Below are 16,662 nucleotides of genomic sequence, written 5' to 3'. Positions count from 1 at the left end.
CTATTAATATTTATTTTATTCAATTTGGTTAGATTGAATAAAAAACGAGTGGATATTTTGTCAATGAAATTGCAAAAAATATTCACTTATTTATTGATTATTATTATGAAAAGTGTTATAATAATAAAAATGCGTTTTGTGTTGGTTTAGTGAAAACGGCCGCCGGAATGCGTTTACACAGTGGAGGTGTAACTGGAAAAATGAAAAAGTTTACCTATGTTGCTAAGGATACCACCGGAAAGACCATGAAAGGTGTTATTGAGGCGGAGAACGAGCAGGAGGTGCGTGACAAAATTCACGAGCAGGGCTGGTTCTGCGTCAGCTACAGCGAGGCTTTAGGCGGATCCAAGAAGAGCGTTTATAAATTTAAAACCAAAGCGCTGGCTTTTTCCTGCCGTCAGCTGGCGGCGATGATGTCGTCAGGACTTACGATCGTCAAGGCTTTGGATATTCTGTATAAAGAGGAGGAAAACAAGGGCGCGAAGGAAACCTGGCTTGGCGTTTATGAGGACGTTAACAAAGGTTCTACCTTTACCGAGGCTCTTGAAGCGCGCAAGGGAAGCTTCCCCGATTTCTTTATAAGCATGGTGGACGCGGGCGAGTCAGCCGGAAACCTTGATATAACCATGCAGCGTCTGAGCGATTATTACGCTAACAGCAACAAGCTGAACAACAAGGTAAAGAGCGCGATGACCTATCCTATTATTCTCGGAATTCTGTGCATAGTAATGGTAATCGGAATGTTTACGCTTATCCTGCCTCAGTTTGCGGGAATGATGGGCGAGGAAAACATGAACGCGCTTCAGAAAGGAATGTTTGCGTTCAGCGATTTTATAAAGGAAAGATACTACATACTGATAGCGGCGATAATCGTTCTGATAGTCGGCTGGATCTATGCTCTCAAGGTTGAATCGGTAAGGCTGTGGTTCGACAGAATTAAAATAAAAATGCCCGCGGTAGGACCGCTTATGGTGAAGATATACGAGGGAAGGTTTGCGAGAACGCTTTCTTCGCTTTATTCAAGCGGTATCTCAATGGTGGAATGTCTTGAGCGTTCGTCAAGGATACTTGGAAATTCATATGTAGATAAATTGTTCATTCAGGTAATCGACGAGGTCAAGCAGGGCGCTCCGCTTTCCCAGTCGTTGGCAAGGACGGAAATATTCGAGGGTATGTTCTGCTCGATAATTTACGTCGGCGAGGAATCCGGCGCGCTTGACGAGATTCTTGAAAAAACCGCGGATTACTACGAAGAAGAAGCCGACGCCGCGGTCGAAAGACTTGTAGGCCTGATGGAGCCTCTTATGATCATTATCATGGGTCTTGCCATAGGTCTTTGTCTGGTAGCTATATTCCCGATGCTTTACGGCGGAATGGAAGGAATCGAAAACAGTTAATATTTTTAGAATGAGGTGAAGGATAGATGCTGTCATTTGACATATCTGATAGACAAATCAATATTGTTATGGGCGATAACTCCGCCAATAAGATCAGAATTGAAAAATCTCTGACCGTAGACGTTCCGGAGGATATGATTATCAACGGAGAGGTTATCAACCTTTCCGGTCTTGCCGAGCTGCTTACGACCAATCTGAAGTCGGAATTGATGGACGACAAGGACGCGATAGTTACTTTTTCGTCCAGCAATATCGTATTTAAGGAGCTTGTCGTGCCTAAGGCAAAGGGCAACGAATTTCTGACAATGGTTCAGAACCACATGAGCCAGGAGATGGGTATCACTGATGAGTATTCAATTTCGTATACTATAGTAGGAGAGGCCGGAGAGGAAAATCCGGGTGCTCTCAAGGTTCTGGCGACCGCCTGCCCCAGCTCTATAGTGGAAGCCTTCAGAAAGCTGTTCAATATAATGAGCCTGAATCTGAAATCGGTAAATATCAGCTGTAACTCAATTTCAAGAATCGTTCTTGCCGACAAGTCAAATATTGAAAAAATGCCTTTGCTGGTTTGTCAGCTTGATAATAACTTCCTCGGTCTTACTTTGTTTGAAAACGGACAGATGGCGTTTGCAAGATACGTCCCCATTTCGCCGGAGGATTACGAAACGGAGGATTATCTTATTGAGGCTCTTAATGAGAATATTTTCAGAATGGAGCAGTTCAATAAGGCGAGAGGCGGTCCGGGACTTGACAATGTAATTTTGTACGGACAGATCGACGATTACATAAAGCTTGTCGACGCTCTTGACGAGCTTGATATCAAGGCGTCTATCCTCGGAGTTCCCGCTCAGATCACGGGATATGAAAATTTTGAGTTTACGGTTTTTGCCAACGCGATAGGAGCGCTTTACAGAAGAAATAAGCAGACTGAACGTATTAATCTTCTGGAGGTCGATTCGTCTACCGGAAAGTCCAGCGCCGGAGTCAGCTCGCTTCTGGTTACGGCAGGCGTTATAATATGCGCTTCGGCGATCGCGATAGCTGCGATTACGCTTTTTATAGGAATCAGAGAGGACGGTATCCGGGACGATATAGCCGCGGTGGAAAATGATATTTCCCAGTGCGATGAAATAATCGAGGGAAATAAGGTTTATCACGCGTACCTGACCATGGCGGAAAGCTATAAGACAATGGTTGAAAACGCAAAGAGCAATCTTTCATCTCTTCCTGTGCTGAAAAAGCAGGTGTTTGATCAGATCGATTCGGCAACAGGCTCGGAAATTGAGTACGAAGGCTTTACTTACGATGAAACTCAGGGTCTTGTAACGATCTCGAACGTAAAGCTTACCGAGCAGCTTGAGGCTCCTGAATTTGTAAGAGCTATAAAGAATCTTAACTATTTTGCCGACGTTCAGTTTTCCGGCTACACCGGAACGGGCGAGAGCGATGATCCTGTTATTATCACATCGCTTCAGCTTTACATGAAAGGACAGGGTGAGGAATAATGAAGCTTACATATCGTGATAAAGTTATTTTGATTTCAGTTTTGGTCGTTGCTGTGTGGGTTGCCGGATTTATGCTTATCATCAAGCCGGCGTTCGCGGATATGAACAGCGCCAGCAAGACGCACACTGAAAAGGTTATAGAATATGAGAATAAGAAAAAGCAGGTTGCGGATGAAGAGAATCTTCGTCAGCAAGCCAATCAGGCTTACGACGATGTTTCCAACATAGCGGGAAATTTCTATGGAAAGCTTTCTACCGACGATGTCGCGGAAACGATCGACACTCTCCTTGATGTAGATAACATCAAAAACGACAGCCTGACTATTTCGGCTTACTCTTCGGTAGCGCTTGACAAATTCAGCTACAGCGGCACGGTATTGCAGACGGATATAGATATAGTGCTGGAGGGTCAGGGCGACAGCTCGGCTGACGCCGCGGCGGCAAATACTCAGGTTCAGGAATCTACCGCGGAGACAATTCCCTGCTATACGGTTTCGTTCGGATATACCTGCGAGTTTGAGGATCTTAAGTCTTTCCTTGATAAGCTTACCACAAACAACGAGAAGAGCCTGGTAGTTACAAGCTGTACTATCACGGACGTAAACGCCGATGAGATAGAAGGAACCATGACTATGAATCTTATGATGCTTCCGCAGATACTTTCTCCTGAGGAAATGTTTGAGATGGAGGAGGCTGCTGATTCGGCGGCGGAATAAAATTATAATACATTTTTTGGCAGGCAGAAGGCTGAAAAAGCCCCTGCCGAAAAGTGTTATATAATAATTAAAAATTTTATTATAGTCAATTGAATGTAATGTTTTATTTTATGGAAAGGTGGTAATTATGAAGAGGCGAATGAAGAAGAACCGCAGGGGTTCCGTTTTGCTTACGGTAATATGCTTTACTACCGTATGTATGCTGATCGCCAGTCTCGCGCTTTCGCTGGCTAATTATTCCGCAAAGGTGTCCAATAACAATATCCGCAGTACGCAGGCGGAGATTACTGCGCAGAATTATTTGCAGGAGTATATAAACAGCTTTAGCGGCAAATATGATGATCTTGCAAGCCTTGCCGGTACGAGCGAATCATCTCCTAATATCGTCAATGTCAGTATGCGGGATTCAGCCGGTAATACTGTATCGGACGCCGGAACCTGTCAGATCAAGATTTATAAGAGCGGCAGCGGAGTTGTTGTAAAGTCTGAGGCTACTTATGCGGGGGAAACTGAGGTTGCTAGCGCTTATTTTGATGGAACTGCCAGTAATCCGTATGAATCAGTTGCCGCTATTGAAATTAATGATGCATATAATATTAATGATATAGCAGCACCAGTTTCAGGCGATATAACGATTGAAAATTCAGATATAACAAAAATAACTACTTTTAAGAATAATAACGGTTCCTATAAAAGCAATGTTTATTCAAACGGAAATATAAAATTAGGCGACGGAACGACTACACAAACATTTGAAGATACTCTTACAGGTAACGCTCCTACAATCACAGCTCTCGGAAATATATACATTAATAAGTTGGAAATGACCACAAATGTGGGCAAAACTGACAAAAATGGTAAAACATCTCTGGATGCTACTTATGATAAGTCTGCTTTATTAAATAAGAACGGATATATAAATACTGATTCAAAGATAATTATAACTAATGGTAATCCTACTATAGGTGATTCAGAAAATGATATTGATATATATTGTCGTGGAGCATTTATAGGCAAAGTCCCGGAATATTATGGTAACAAAGATAATAGCGCATTGTACTCGACAATAGAAAATGACTATGGTGGAAGTAATACTAATGATGTAGGTCAAATTATTAATGGTAATTTTTATTGTATAAAAGGATCATCATCTGCTCAAGACGGAGATTTTGTTGTTTATGCAAATAATACAGTCACAATTAATGGCGATTTAATTGTTGATGGTGGGGACATATATATTTTTAACCAGAATGGTACCCGTTTAAATGTTACGGGGAAGATTTATTACACTGGTTCAATATATGATCAGAATTTAAATAAATATGGTGATGCAAATTTTGATATGTCAAGGCTTAATAACATGGATACAAATAAAATTATTAATTCAATGCCAACTGATGCTGATGAGTTAGTACGTGCAGTTAAACCGGCAATGGACTATGCTCCTGGTTTGTATGAATATGGAGTCAAAGATAATCCTACTTTGAGTTTACCTTCTTCGTGTATAACCGCTTCACCAAATGCAATGTATGCTGCTGGTACTTATACAAACTCAGACACTGAAAAAGCCAAAGCAGCTAAATATATACAGGATAAATATAATGACGCATTAATGCATAATCTTTATTCATCATATCCAACTGGAGAAAAAGTTTCAGATAATTATATTGATAATGATTCATTAAAAAATGGAATAACTGTTAAAAAAAGTTGCTATTTGACTACCGACCAAGCAGAAATGGAAGGTGGAAAAATAACAATAAAATTAACTAATGAAGATATTGTTGTATTATTACCTTTAACTAATATGGAGGGTAACTTGAATACGCAGTTTAGAATTGATAATGATGATAAAACTGGAGACTATTTTTGTTACTTTATGTTTTATGATCCCAATGACACTTTAAATAACTACTATACTAAAAACAATGAAAATCCTGATGGTACAACTCCTATTTATAATCTTAATGGTAGGAATGTACAGTCGCCTTTGATTTGCGATAAGGAGTTTGCCGAGTTTAATAAAAGTGATTTATATACATCTTCAACAACTACAAATATCTTTATTTTGTTGCCTGACGGTATTACTTTAAAGCATGGCACAGCAGGAATGAAACAGCCGTTGCAGGCAATAATATATGGACCCAATGCATATTATGAATTGCCAAATAACGCCGGCAGTAAAGTTTATGGTCAGGTGAAAACAAAGTCAATTACTGTTGCAGCTAATCAGAATGCTGCTTTTATAGAAAGGGTGCTTCCTGCTGATAACTCAATTCTTGGTTTTATAAATTCTGCATTACCTCTTTCTGGTGTGTTAAAACTTGAATACTTCACCAAATACAAAAGCTAAGGAGGGATTTTCATGAAAAAAATCAAGAAGCTCTCCAAAGGAATGACCCTTGTAGAGGTCATAGTTTCAATGACAATATTCGCGCTGGCGGCGGCTTGCATAATGTCGGTCGTCGGCGCCGCGATGAAAATGTCAAACCGCAGCAGAAGACGCGATCTGGAAACCGCGCAGCAGGCTAATGCAATTGGAAAAAAGTCAGATCAGGAAACGGCTGTAATTGGTTCTGAGAAAGATTATACCATTACTTTTACTCCTGTAGGCGGAGGATCTATCAAAACCGTTAATGATATTTCGTTGTATGCCGCCGACGCGGCTCAGTTCGGAGCAGATTTTGGTTTTCAGATAAAAACGTTCACGTCAGGTACAATAAATAGCATATCAACAGACAATTCTAAAGAAGATGAATATAAATTAAATATTGAAAACAACTCATCGGAAAATATAACTGCATATGTTGAGATAACTGACGGATATATTTACGAAGGAAGTACCACAGATGGATATAAACATTCGTCGAAAAGCTATGTGAGAACGGTACAGGCTAACAAGTCTGCTGATTTTGGTTATTATAATTCGTCGTTTACTGATGGAGCTATAACGATTAGGTTTGTTACAGATTCCGGCACAACTTACGGAACATATAGCCTAAATAAAAGCAGCTTTGATTCTGACAGGAAAAAAACCTACAAATATGATGATACCGGAATGAAGTAGTCATAGGAGGAAAAACACATGAATAAAAATCAAAAAGGTTTTACTCTTGTCGAGCTAATTGTAGTAATGGCGCTGATGGGAATTATAATGGGCGCGGTAATGGCAATAATGTCGCCGACGGCGAAATTTCACAATAAGGTTGAAAACACCACAAATCAGGAAGCTGTTTGTATTGCTGTGGGCGACGCAATAGCTGATGAGATTCAGTATGCGAGAAAGGTTGCGGTATACTATAACGATACTAACCCCAGTACTCCGCCAAGTGGCTGCACTAAGCTTCTTAAAATAGACAATACAGGATCAAGAAGCGGCAGCAAAAAAGGAGCGCCGGGAGTTGTTATTAAAAGTGATGCTGACGGAACAAATTCGTCGGTAATAATGGGCGAACCTTTTTATGGAGAGGACGCTTATAGCATTACTGTAGGCGAATACAATTCTGATTCGGAAAAATGCTTTTTAATGCTGGATTTTGAGGGCTGTCCTATGAAATATGAAGGGGGAGCATATGTAAAGAATACAGATGTAATTTATAATTACAGCAAGTCTATTACATTTACCAATATTAATAATGGGGATATGCTTAAAAACACAAACGTATCATTTTCAGTAAATGAAGGGACAGATGACAGCGCAATTTATATTTATTACGAGCCTATTTCATAATAATTCCAAGCAGGCCCATACGGGTCTGCTTGCTGAAAAAATCCCCTTAACAGAACACATAACATTCTATTAAGAGGATTTTTTGAGCAAAACAAACCGCCCTCGTAAAGAGAGCGGAATTTTGTGACTTTTTTGCCTCCGCGCGTTACGCCAGAAGCTCGGTAAGTCCCGTAAAGGTCATGTACCACTGCACAAGCCTGTCGCCGTAAAGCGCCGATACCGCGATTCCAAGCGAAAGCCACGGACCGAATGCAAATACGGAATTTTCAGTTTTGTACTTGATTATAAGTCCCGCTATCGAACCGCTTATCAGTCCGATGAAAAGCGCGGCTAAAATGTTCTGTACGCCGAGGAACAAGCCTCCGGCAGCCATCAGATAAACGTCGCCTCTGCCCATTGCTTTTCCTTTAGATAAAAGCTCAATCAGCAGCAGCGGCACGCTTACGGCAAAGAATCCGATTATATGAGAGCTAAGCTCGGTTCCCATAGCTTCGTGGCAGAATATGTAGTTGGGTATTGAAAGCAGACCTATGAAAATTACAACATAGGTTGAAATAAGCTGAGTGTCCCAGTCCATGAAAAACACTACTATCAGCGCCGAGAACAGCAGGGCTGTGAATATGAATCTGACAGGCTGTATCAGAACGTCGAAATGCCAGGCGACATAAAGCCAACATAAAGCGTTGAGCAGTTCGACTACGGTATATCTGGGTGAAATTTTCGCTCCGCAGCTGCGGCATTTTCCTTTGAGAACACACCAGCTTATAATTGGTATAAGATCCCGGCGTTTTATCGGTTCTCCGCAGCTCGTGCAGTGAGATTTTCTCCTGATAAGCGATTCTTCTTTCGGAAGCCGGTATATACATACGTTAAGAAAGCTTCCGACCGCCGCGCCGAATAAAAATATAAAAATGTAGATTATCGCGACGTAAATATAATACTGCGTGTCCAAGGTGAAATCCTCCTAAGCTATTTTATATTTTTATTTTAACATAATTAATGTTCAATTACAAGTGGCATAAAATATATTTTTGTGCTTATTTTTATTAAGCCTATTTCCATACGGAGCGCTGCCGTCCCGCAGAACGGCAATGTCCATGATAATCTGTTTCTGCGGAGAATGGAGTTTTATGGTATGAGAAACGGACCGATAGGACAATATCTTGTTGAGAGAAACCTGATTACCGAAGAACAGCTTCAGCAGGCGCTTGCGAAGCAGAAGGAAAGCAAGGGCAAGCTGTTCGGCGACGTAGTGATCGAAATGGGACTGGTTTCGGATATTCAGTTTACCCAGTGTCTTGCCGAAAGACTTAACGTTCCGTTTGTCGATCTCGACAATACGCAGCTGATGCCCGATGTAGTAAAGAAAATTCCGGAGGCTGTTGCAAGGAAATATAACGTTATAGCCGTAAATAAAATAGGCAAGCGGATTACGGTCGCGACAAACGATCCGGTCAACTTCTACATATTCGAGGATATACGCGCTATAACCGGCTGCAACGTTTCTTCAGTGCTTTCCACAAAGGCGGCTATCAACAGAGCTATCGGTAAAATGTATTCTGAAGGACAGGTAAGCACAGTTGTAGACGAGGCGACAAAGCAGAAGGAAGAAGAGCTTAATCTGGATGAGCTCAAGGATATTTCCGAGGACAGAATCGAAAACGCGCCTATTGTTAAGCTCGCTACCGCAATAGTAGAAAACGCTTACCGTCAGGGCGCGACGGATATCCACATCGAGCCTTTCAAGGACCAGACAAAGGTCCGTATCCGTGTAAACAGCGACCTTATCGAACTTATGACGCTTTCTCCGGCGCTTCACGTTTCGCTGGTAACGCGTTTCAAGATATTAAGCGGCATGAACATTGCCGAAAAGAGAATCCCGCAGGACGGACGTATGTCGCAGATAGTTGACGGCTCGAATATCGACCTCCGTGTATCCAATCTTCCTATGGTTTACGGAGAGAAGGTAGTTCTGCGTATTCTTGCCGGCGACGAGTCGGTAAGAAGGATTCAGGATCTCGGTATGACCGATTATAACTATGAACGTTTCGTTTCATGCCTTAAGGTTCCGCAGGGCGTTGTGCTGGTAACCGGACCTACAGGTTCAGGTAAATCTACGACCCTTTACGCGGCTCTGGGAGAAATCGCCAAGCCAAATCTTAACGTTATAACCGTTGAGGATCCTGTCGAAAAGAAAATAGCTAACATTAACCAGTGCCAGATAAATGAAAAGGCGGGAATGACCTTCGGCGCGGCGCTTCGTTCAATTCTCCGTCAGGACCCTGATATTATAATGATCGGAGAAATGCGTGATACCGAAACCGCGGAGATTGGTATCAGAGCCGCTATCACAGGTCACCTGGTGCTTTCAACTCTGCATACCAACGACGCCGCTTCGACGGTAACGCGACTTGTTGATATGGGTATCGACGCTTACATGGTAGCGACTTCGCTAATCGGCGTAGTTGCCCAAAGACTTGTTAAGGTTCTCTGTCCGGAATGCAAAAGACAGAGAATGTCTACAGAAAGTGAAAACGCTTTGATGGAGATTGACCATTCGGTAAATATCTATGAAGCTGTAGGCTGTTCTAAATGCATGAACACAGGATATAAGGGAAGAACCGCTATTCACGAGATTCTGCTGGCGACTCCCGAAATGAAGGAGCTTATCGCCGCGGAGGGTAAATCTGAGGCTATTCAGGAGCTTGCAAGAAAACAGGGCTGTATGCTGCTTCGCGATAATGTTTCAAAGCTGGTTCAGGAGGGAAAGACCTCTATGGACGAGCTTGTCCGCGTAACCTACGCTATCTGATACTGATACGAAAAAAGAGGTACTGCAATGACTGAGCTTGAGGATATAGTAGAAAAATTTATAAATTCCGGCTGGGAGCTGATCTCAGAGCCGTCGCAGGATTGGCTTGACGGAAAAATAACAAGCGGCGAGCTTATTAAAGCTGTCAGAATCGCAGATAAAGAGTGCGGAAGCTGCGGCTGCGAATTTGATCCGCTCTATAAAAGAGCGGTGGAATTGCTCAGTATATACGGTTAAATTAAGCAAAGAAAAGAGTGCGGCGTTGAAAAAAGCTTGAGCAGGGCTGCGCGGTGAGAAATATAGGAGGTTAATTAACTATGTCAGTTGATATTAACAAGATACTGGACGAATCAAGGGCTTTGGGGTGTTCCGACCTGCATTTTACCGTAGGTATTCCCCCTATCGTAAGACAGGGAGGAAATCTCAGAAAGCTGTCGTCATATCCCGATATGACGGAGATTGATATTCTCAAGATATGCGAGGATATGTGTACCGACAAGCAGAGACAGTCTATCAAGGATCATATTGACACCGACTTTACGTTTGTTTCGTCAAGAGGCTTCCGTCACCGTGTCAATGTATACCGTCAGAGAGGAAATACCGCAATCGCTATCCGTCTGCTGAGAAACGATATACCCACGCTTACGGACCTTAATCTTCCTCCCGTGCTTGCTGAATTTGCAATGCGCCCCAGAGGGTTGGTGCTTGTAACGGGTCCTACCGGTTCCGGTAAGTCAACGACCCTTGCGGCGATGATCGACCATGTAAATATACATAAATCGGCTCATATAATTACAGTCGAGGACCCTATCGAGTATATGCACGCTCATAAAAGATGTATGGTAAACCAGAGAGAGATAGGTCCCGATGTTCCCAGCTTTTCTATGGCGCTGAGAGCCGCGCTTCGTGAGGACCCGGATATTATCCTCGTAGGAGAAATGCGTGACTTTGAAACTATCGAAGCCGCGGTAACCGCCGCTGAAACTGGACACCTTGTAATGAGTACGCTGCATACTACCGACGCCGCTTCAACTATCGACCGTATTATCGACGTTTTTCCGGCGCACCAGCAGCACCAGATAAGAACCCAGCTTGCTTCGGTTCTGGTCGGAATATGCACCCAGACGCTGTGCCGTACCTTCGACGGAACAAGCCGTATCGCCTGCTGTGAAATACTTAACGCTACGGATAATATCAAGGCGATGATACGCGACGATAAGGTTCATCTCATAAATTCGGCAATGCAGACAGGTAAGAATGTGGGAATGCAGACTCTTGACCAGGAGCTTGCTAAGCTTGTGCGCGATAAGAAGATATCCATGGAGGTCGCCGTTGAGAAGTGCCTTAATGTCGGCGAGCTGAAGAGATTCATAGCCTCGGCAAGGTAAAAGCTGATGATAAATTAAAATATTAAAAGGACGGCTCCGTCAGGGTCCGTCCTTTTTGTATTTTTGTGTTCTGCTGTCCTGAAGCTCCAGAAGTGTCTGGATCCTTTCAAGTATCCTAAGCTTGTTGTTTTTATCAAGCAGGTTATACAGCGACAGAATGTTATCGGGATCATTCTCGTTTGCGCGGCTGTTTCTGCCTAGAATGTAGTCTACGCTGACGCCGCAGCAGTTGGCAAGGTCTATTATATAATTTATAGGCGCTTTTACTTCGCCGTTTTCATATCTGCTTATTTCCTGCTGAGAAATCCCTATCAGCTTAGCAAGCTCAGACTGCGTCATCTTGCTTTTCCTTGCTTTAACAAGGTTGGGATACAAATATAAGTTACTTTGCACAATAAACCTCCGAAAATCTGCCGCGTATCTATAACATAATTATACATCATATCTGTAGTATTGACAAACAGCAAAACAGGTGTTAAACTGATATATAAACTACATATATGTTGTATTAATATGATGATACAGGAGGCAGAAAATATGTATTTGAGATATTCGGGAAAAATAGGACATTATTTTAAGCTCCTTGCCGCGGCAGCAGGCGTAATGCTTGCAATGACGGCTTTTGCCGGCTGTTGCGATAAAAGGTCTGCTCCTGACAGCCTGATATTGAATAATGCGGAAACGTTGTGCACGCTGCGAAGGTGTCAGAATGTAAATACGGGAGAAACGGAATATTTATTGATTTGCAAGAACAGATATGCCTATATGCTTCGTAACGTGTATACATCTGCTCCTGAGATCCTGCAAACAGAAAAATACATATTAAGAAGCGCATATAAAAATGCGGGAGGCGCTGAAAAAATAAAAAGAAGCGCGGCTGTAAAGCGCTGCCGCTATGATACGGATTTAACAGCGTTTTATGATAACTCGCAGGACGAATTATATATTTTTGAAAAGAAATGATCTCCAAAGTCTCTGCTTAACAGGCTGAATGTTTAAAAGCAGACAGCTTAGAGCTTTGAATAATTACCGGACCGCTTCGGCTGTTTTTAAATATTCGCTTGCATTTTCGCCGCATATGCTGTATAATAATACGGATAGAGATTTAAGGACAAAGCGTCCGCGGGCCGGCTGTAATACGGCTTAAACGGCGGCTTTGACAGTAATGGAGGAAAATAATTTGAGCAGCTTAGAACATGAGATCAAACGCAGGAGGACCTTTGCGATCATTTCACATCCCGACGCCGGAAAAACCACGCTTACTGAAAAATTTCTGCTTTACGGCGGAGCGATCGCTCAGGCGGGAGCGGTAAAGGGCAAAAAATCCGCTCGTCACGCCGTTTCCGACTGGATGGAGATTGAAAAGCAGAGGGGAATCTCCGTTACCTCGTCGGTAATGCAGTTTCAGTACGAGGGCTTTTGTATCAATATTCTCGATACCCCCGGACATCAGGACTTTTCCGAGGATACCTACCGTACTCTTATGGCGGCGGATTCGGCGGTAATGGTAATAGACGCTTCAAAGGGAGTAGAGAACCAGACCAGAAAGCTTTTTAAGGTATGCGCGATGAGGAATATACCTATATTCACTTTCATAAATAAAATGGACAGGGAATCCCGCAACCCTTTCGACCTGATCGAGGAAATAGAAAACGAGCTGGGGATCCCGACCTATCCTGTGAACTGGCCCATAAGCTCCGGCAAGGATTTCAGAGGAGTCTATGACCGAGCCAAAAAGCATATAATTTCATTCGAGGCGACAGGCGGGCAGAACCGTGTAAATTCTGTGGAAGCCGATCTCAGCGACGAGAGCCTTGGAGAGCTTATCGGCGCTGATAACAGGGAACAGCTGCTGGAGGATATCGAGCTGCTGGACGGAGCAAGCGAGGAGTTCGATCTTGAAGCGGTTCACGGCGGCAGGCTTTCTCCCGTGTTTTTCGGCTCGGCGCTGACAAATTTCGGGGTCGAACCCTTTCTTGAAAGCTTTTTGGAGATGACCCCTCCGCCGCTGCCGAGAAATTCCTCCGCAGGGCTTATCGATCCCTTTGACAGCAGCTTTTCGGCGTTTGTATTCAAAATCCAGGCGAATATGAATAAGGCTCACCGCGACAGGATCACTTTTATGAGGATATGTTCCGGAAAATTCGATAAGGAAATGGACGTGCTGCACGTTCAGGGGAACAAGAAAATGCGGCTTTCACAGCCTCAGCAGATAATGGCTCAGGAACGTGAGATAATAGACGAGGCTTATGCCGGAGATATAATCGGAGTTTTTGATCCGGGAATTTTTTCTATAGGCGATACCGTATGCAGTCCCGGAAAAAAATTTGAGTTTGAAGGCATACCTACCTTTGCGCCCGAGCATTTCCAGAGGGTGCGCCAGAAGGATACGATGAAGCGCAAGCAGTTTGTGAAGGGAACGACCCAGATTGCTCAGGAGGGAGCTATTCAGATATTTCAGGAGCCCTATACAGGTATGGAAGAGGTTATCGTCGGCGTTGTCGGCGTGCTTCAGTTCGACGTTTTTGAATACCGCATGAAGAATGAATACAATGTGGAGCTTATAAAAGAGGGACTGCCGTATTCGTATATCCGCTGGATAGATAATAAGGACATTGATCCCAAGACGCTGAAGCTTTCCAGCGACACTAAGCTTGTTCAGGATTTCAAGGGAAATTATCTGCTGCTGTTTTCAAGCGAGTGGAATATACGCTGGGCGCTGGAGCGCAACGAGGGACTCGAGCTTTCCGAATTTAACCGCGGCGAGCTGCAGTAAAAATCCCGGGCGGTAATACGCGGCAGGATATGCTCTGAAATGTAAGCGCGGAGCCGCGTAAAGCTGTAAACGCGGTTTTGCGCCGTGATTACGCTCTTTTACAGGAAGGAGGATATGTCCGCTGAGGCGGCATATTGAAGCTTTATGGATATAAACAGTATTCTTGCACAGGAATTCAAGCTCAGAAAGGAGCAGATAGACAATACCGTCAGTCTTATAGACGACGATAAGACGATCCCCTTTATCGCCCGTTACCGCAAGGAGATGACCGGTTCTCTGGACGATCAGATCCTGCGTGAGATCTATGAAAGGCTTTGCTATCTGAGGAATCTTGAAAAACGCAGGGAGGAGATAATTTCCTCCATTACCGAGCAGGACAGAATGACGGACGAGCTTATGGCGGCTATCCAAAAGGCTTCGCAGCTTGTGGAGCTGGAGGATATTTACCGCCCGTTCAGACCCAAGCGCCGAACGAGAGCAAGCGCCGCGAAGGAAAGAGGGCTTGCTCCTCTGGCGGAAGTTATCATGGAGCAGGCATTGCATACCGAGCCTTTAAGCGAGGCGGAAAAATACGTTAGCGCCGAAAAGGGCGTTGAGTCCGCTCAGGAGGCGCTTCAGGGGGCTATGGATATAATTGCCGAGGACGCCTCGGACAATGCCGCTCTGAGAAAATATCTTCGGGAGATGTTCAGCGGAATCGGAAAAATAGTTTCAAAGGCGGCGGACGAAAACGCCGAGTCGGTCTATGAGAATTATTATGATTTTTCAGAGCCGGTAAGGAAGATAGCAGGTCACAGGATACTTGCTATAGACAGAGGCGAAAAAGAGGGCGCGTTAAAGGTTTCCGTCGAAGTTCCGGAGGGCGCGGGAGAAAGAGCCTGCGTTTCAAGGTATGTCAGAAACGATTCGGAGTGCGCAAAGTACGTTGAGCTTGCCTGCGTTGACGGATACAAGCGCCTTATCTGTCCCTCTATTCAAAGGGAAATAAGGAGTATGCTTTCTGAAAAGGCGCAGGAGGGGGCGATAAAGGTATTTTCGTCAAACCTTCGTCAGCTGCTTATGCAGCCCCCGGTAAAGGGCGCCTGCACCCTCGGGCTTGATCCCGCGTACCGTACCGGCTGCAAGATAGCGGTGGTAGATAAAACGGGAAAGGTGCTGGATACGACGGTGGTTTATCCTACTCCGCCCCAGAATAAAACGGCGGAGGCGAAGAAAAAGCTTGCGGCGCTTATTGAAAAGTACGGAGTTACCGCTGTCGCTATAGGAAACGGCACTGCAAGCCGCGAGTCGGAGGCGTTTGTGGCGGAGCTTATCAGGGAAATCCCGCAAAAGGTGGGGTACATGGTGGTATCCGAGGCGGGCGCGTCCGTATATTCGGCGTCAAAGCTTGCGGCGGAGGAATTCCCCGAATATGACGTTTCGCTTAGAAGCGCGGTTTCAATTGCAAGACGCTTGCAGGACCCTCTGGCGGAGCTGGTAAAGATCGATCCAAAAGCTGTAGGAGTAGGTCAGTATCAGCACGATATGCCGCCCAAGCGCATGGACGAGGCTCTGTCCGGCGTGGTTGAGGATTGCGTAAACAGCGTGGGCGTAGATTTAAATACCGCTTCGCATTCGCTGCTTTCGTATGTGTCGGGAATCAGCGCTCAGGTAGCTAAAAATATTGTTGCTTACCGTGAGGAGAACGGAGAGTTTACAGACAGAAAGCAGCTGATGAAGGTACCTAAGCTGGGAGCGAAGGCCTTTGAGCAGTGCGCGGGATTTCTCAGAGTAAGAGAGGGAGAAAATCCTCTTGACAACACTGCGGTCCACCCCGAATCGTACAAAGCGGCGCGGAAGCTTCTCGACGTCTGCGGATTTTCCCTGAACGGGTCGGAAAGCCTGACAAAGCTGGGAGAAACGGCGGAAAAGCTGGGGCTGGAAAGGTTTGCCCAAGAAACAGGAGTCGGCGTCCCGACTTTAAAGGACATTATTTCCGAGCTGATGAAGCCTGGCAGGGACCCCAGGGACGAGCTTCCTCCGCCGCTTATGAGAAGCGGCGACGTTATGGAGCTGAAGGATCTGAAGCCCGGAATGGAGCTTATGGGAACAGTGAGAAACGTAATAGATTTCGGCGCTTTTGTCGATATAGGAGTTCACGAGGACGGACTGGTTCATATTTCTCAGCTGTGCGACAGATATATAAAGCACCCTCTTGAAGCCGTTAAGGTAGGAGAGGTAGTCAAGGTGCGGGTCCTTGACGTTGACGTTAAGAAAAAACGCATATCGCTTACTATGAAAAGCAAGGGATAAATATGCCGTGGTATCGCCGGCTCAATCGGCGGATATTAAAGCTTAG

The 16,662-nt window shown here is 44.4% G+C and carries 14 protein-coding genes; 12 read left to right on the top strand and 2 right to left on the bottom strand.

What is annotated here, in order from left to right; all coding sequences use genetic code 11:
- Positions 1–200 precede the first annotated feature (200 nt).
- The 6 genes from EIH25_RS06365 to EIH25_RS06340 all read left to right on the top strand — a co-directional run bounded on the left by EIH25_RS06365 (position 201) and on the right by EIH25_RS06340 (position 7,348).
- Positions 201–1,397: a type II secretion system F family protein gene (locus EIH25_RS06365; RefSeq protein ID WP_124099842.1), complete on the top strand. Its 1,197-nt coding sequence runs from the start codon at positions 201–203 to the stop codon at positions 1,395–1,397.
- A gap of 26 nt (positions 1,398–1,423) precedes the next feature.
- Complete coding sequence (gene pilM, locus EIH25_RS06360) at positions 1,424–2,902, top strand: pilus assembly protein PilM (RefSeq protein WP_124099840.1); 1,479 nt, start codon at positions 1,424–1,426, stop codon at positions 2,900–2,902.
- Positions 2,902–3,618: a hypothetical protein gene (locus EIH25_RS06355; RefSeq protein WP_124099838.1), complete on the top strand. Its 717-nt coding sequence runs from the start codon at positions 2,902–2,904 to the stop codon at positions 3,616–3,618. Before pilM ends, EIH25_RS06355 begins: the two co-directional genes overlap by 1 nt.
- A gap of 166 nt (positions 3,619–3,784) precedes the next feature.
- The gene (locus EIH25_RS06350) at positions 3,785–5,971 is read left to right on the top strand and encodes a hypothetical protein (protein WP_124099836.1); all 2,187 of its coding nucleotides are present in this window, start codon (positions 3,785–3,787) and stop codon (positions 5,969–5,971) included.
- 12 nt (positions 5,972–5,983) lie between these two features.
- Positions 5,984–6,685, top strand: coding sequence for a prepilin-type N-terminal cleavage/methylation domain-containing protein (locus EIH25_RS06345; RefSeq protein ID WP_124099834.1), 702 nt, complete (start codon positions 5,984–5,986; stop codon positions 6,683–6,685).
- Between the two features lie 18 nt (positions 6,686–6,703).
- Positions 6,704–7,348, top strand: a complete 645-nt coding sequence (locus EIH25_RS06340; RefSeq protein ID WP_124099831.1) for a type II secretion system protein — start codon at positions 6,704–6,706, stop codon at positions 7,346–7,348.
- Positions 7,349–7,493: 145 nt separating this feature from the next.
- Here EIH25_RS06340 and EIH25_RS06335 read toward each other — a convergent pair whose 3' ends face one another.
- Positions 7,494–8,300 carry an A24 family peptidase gene (locus tag EIH25_RS06335; protein ID WP_124099829.1) on the bottom strand — a complete coding sequence of 269 codons (807 nt, stop codon included), beginning with the start codon at positions 8,298–8,300 and terminating at the stop codon, positions 7,494–7,496.
- Positions 8,301–8,468: 168 nt separating this feature from the next.
- On the opposite strand from EIH25_RS06335, the gene EIH25_RS06330 reads away from it, so the two are divergent.
- The 3 genes from EIH25_RS06330 (at position 8,469) to EIH25_RS06320 (ending at position 11,548) form a co-directional block, all read left to right on the top strand.
- On the top strand, positions 8,469–10,160 hold the full coding sequence (locus EIH25_RS06330) for a type II/IV secretion system protein (RefSeq protein ID WP_243113107.1): 1,692 nt from the start codon (positions 8,469–8,471) through the stop codon (positions 10,158–10,160).
- A 27-nt stretch (positions 10,161–10,187) separates the two neighbouring features.
- Positions 10,188–10,397 (top strand): hypothetical protein, encoded by a 210-nt coding sequence (locus tag EIH25_RS06325; protein WP_124099825.1) that lies wholly within the window; start codon positions 10,188–10,190, stop codon positions 10,395–10,397.
- Positions 10,398–10,477: 80 nt separating this feature from the next.
- Positions 10,478–11,548, top strand: a complete 1,071-nt coding sequence (locus EIH25_RS06320) for a type IV pilus twitching motility protein PilT (protein WP_124099823.1) — start codon at positions 10,478–10,480, stop codon at positions 11,546–11,548.
- Positions 11,549–11,587: 39 nt separating this feature from the next.
- On the opposite strand, the gene EIH25_RS06315 is transcribed toward EIH25_RS06320, so the two are convergent.
- Positions 11,588–11,941: a helix-turn-helix transcriptional regulator gene (locus EIH25_RS06315; protein ID WP_124099821.1), complete on the bottom strand. Its 354-nt coding sequence runs from the start codon at positions 11,939–11,941 to the stop codon at positions 11,588–11,590.
- Between the two features lie 144 nt (positions 11,942–12,085).
- Here EIH25_RS06315 and EIH25_RS06310 point away from each other — a divergent pair, with 144 nt between their 5' ends.
- From EIH25_RS06310 to EIH25_RS06300, 3 genes are all read left to right on the top strand, one after another.
- The gene (locus EIH25_RS06310) at positions 12,086–12,511 is read left to right on the top strand and encodes a hypothetical protein (RefSeq protein ID WP_124099819.1); all 426 of its coding nucleotides are present in this window, start codon (positions 12,086–12,088) and stop codon (positions 12,509–12,511) included.
- A gap of 202 nt (positions 12,512–12,713) precedes the next feature.
- Positions 12,714–14,324: a peptide chain release factor 3 gene (locus EIH25_RS06305; protein WP_124099817.1), complete on the top strand. Its 1,611-nt coding sequence runs from the start codon at positions 12,714–12,716 to the stop codon at positions 14,322–14,324.
- Between the two features lie 144 nt (positions 14,325–14,468).
- Positions 14,469–16,616 carry a Tex family protein gene (locus EIH25_RS06300; RefSeq protein WP_124099815.1) on the top strand — a complete coding sequence of 716 codons (2,148 nt, stop codon included), beginning with the start codon at positions 14,469–14,471 and terminating at the stop codon, positions 16,614–16,616.
- Positions 16,617–16,662 lie beyond the last annotated feature (46 nt).

The organism is Ruminococcus sp. Marseille-P6503 (assembly GCF_900604945.1).
Lineage (GTDB): Bacteria > Bacillota > Clostridia > Oscillospirales > Ruminococcaceae > FB2012.
The sequence above is the reverse complement of the archived record's forward strand: the minus strand, read 5'-3'. Positions and strand labels throughout refer to the sequence as shown.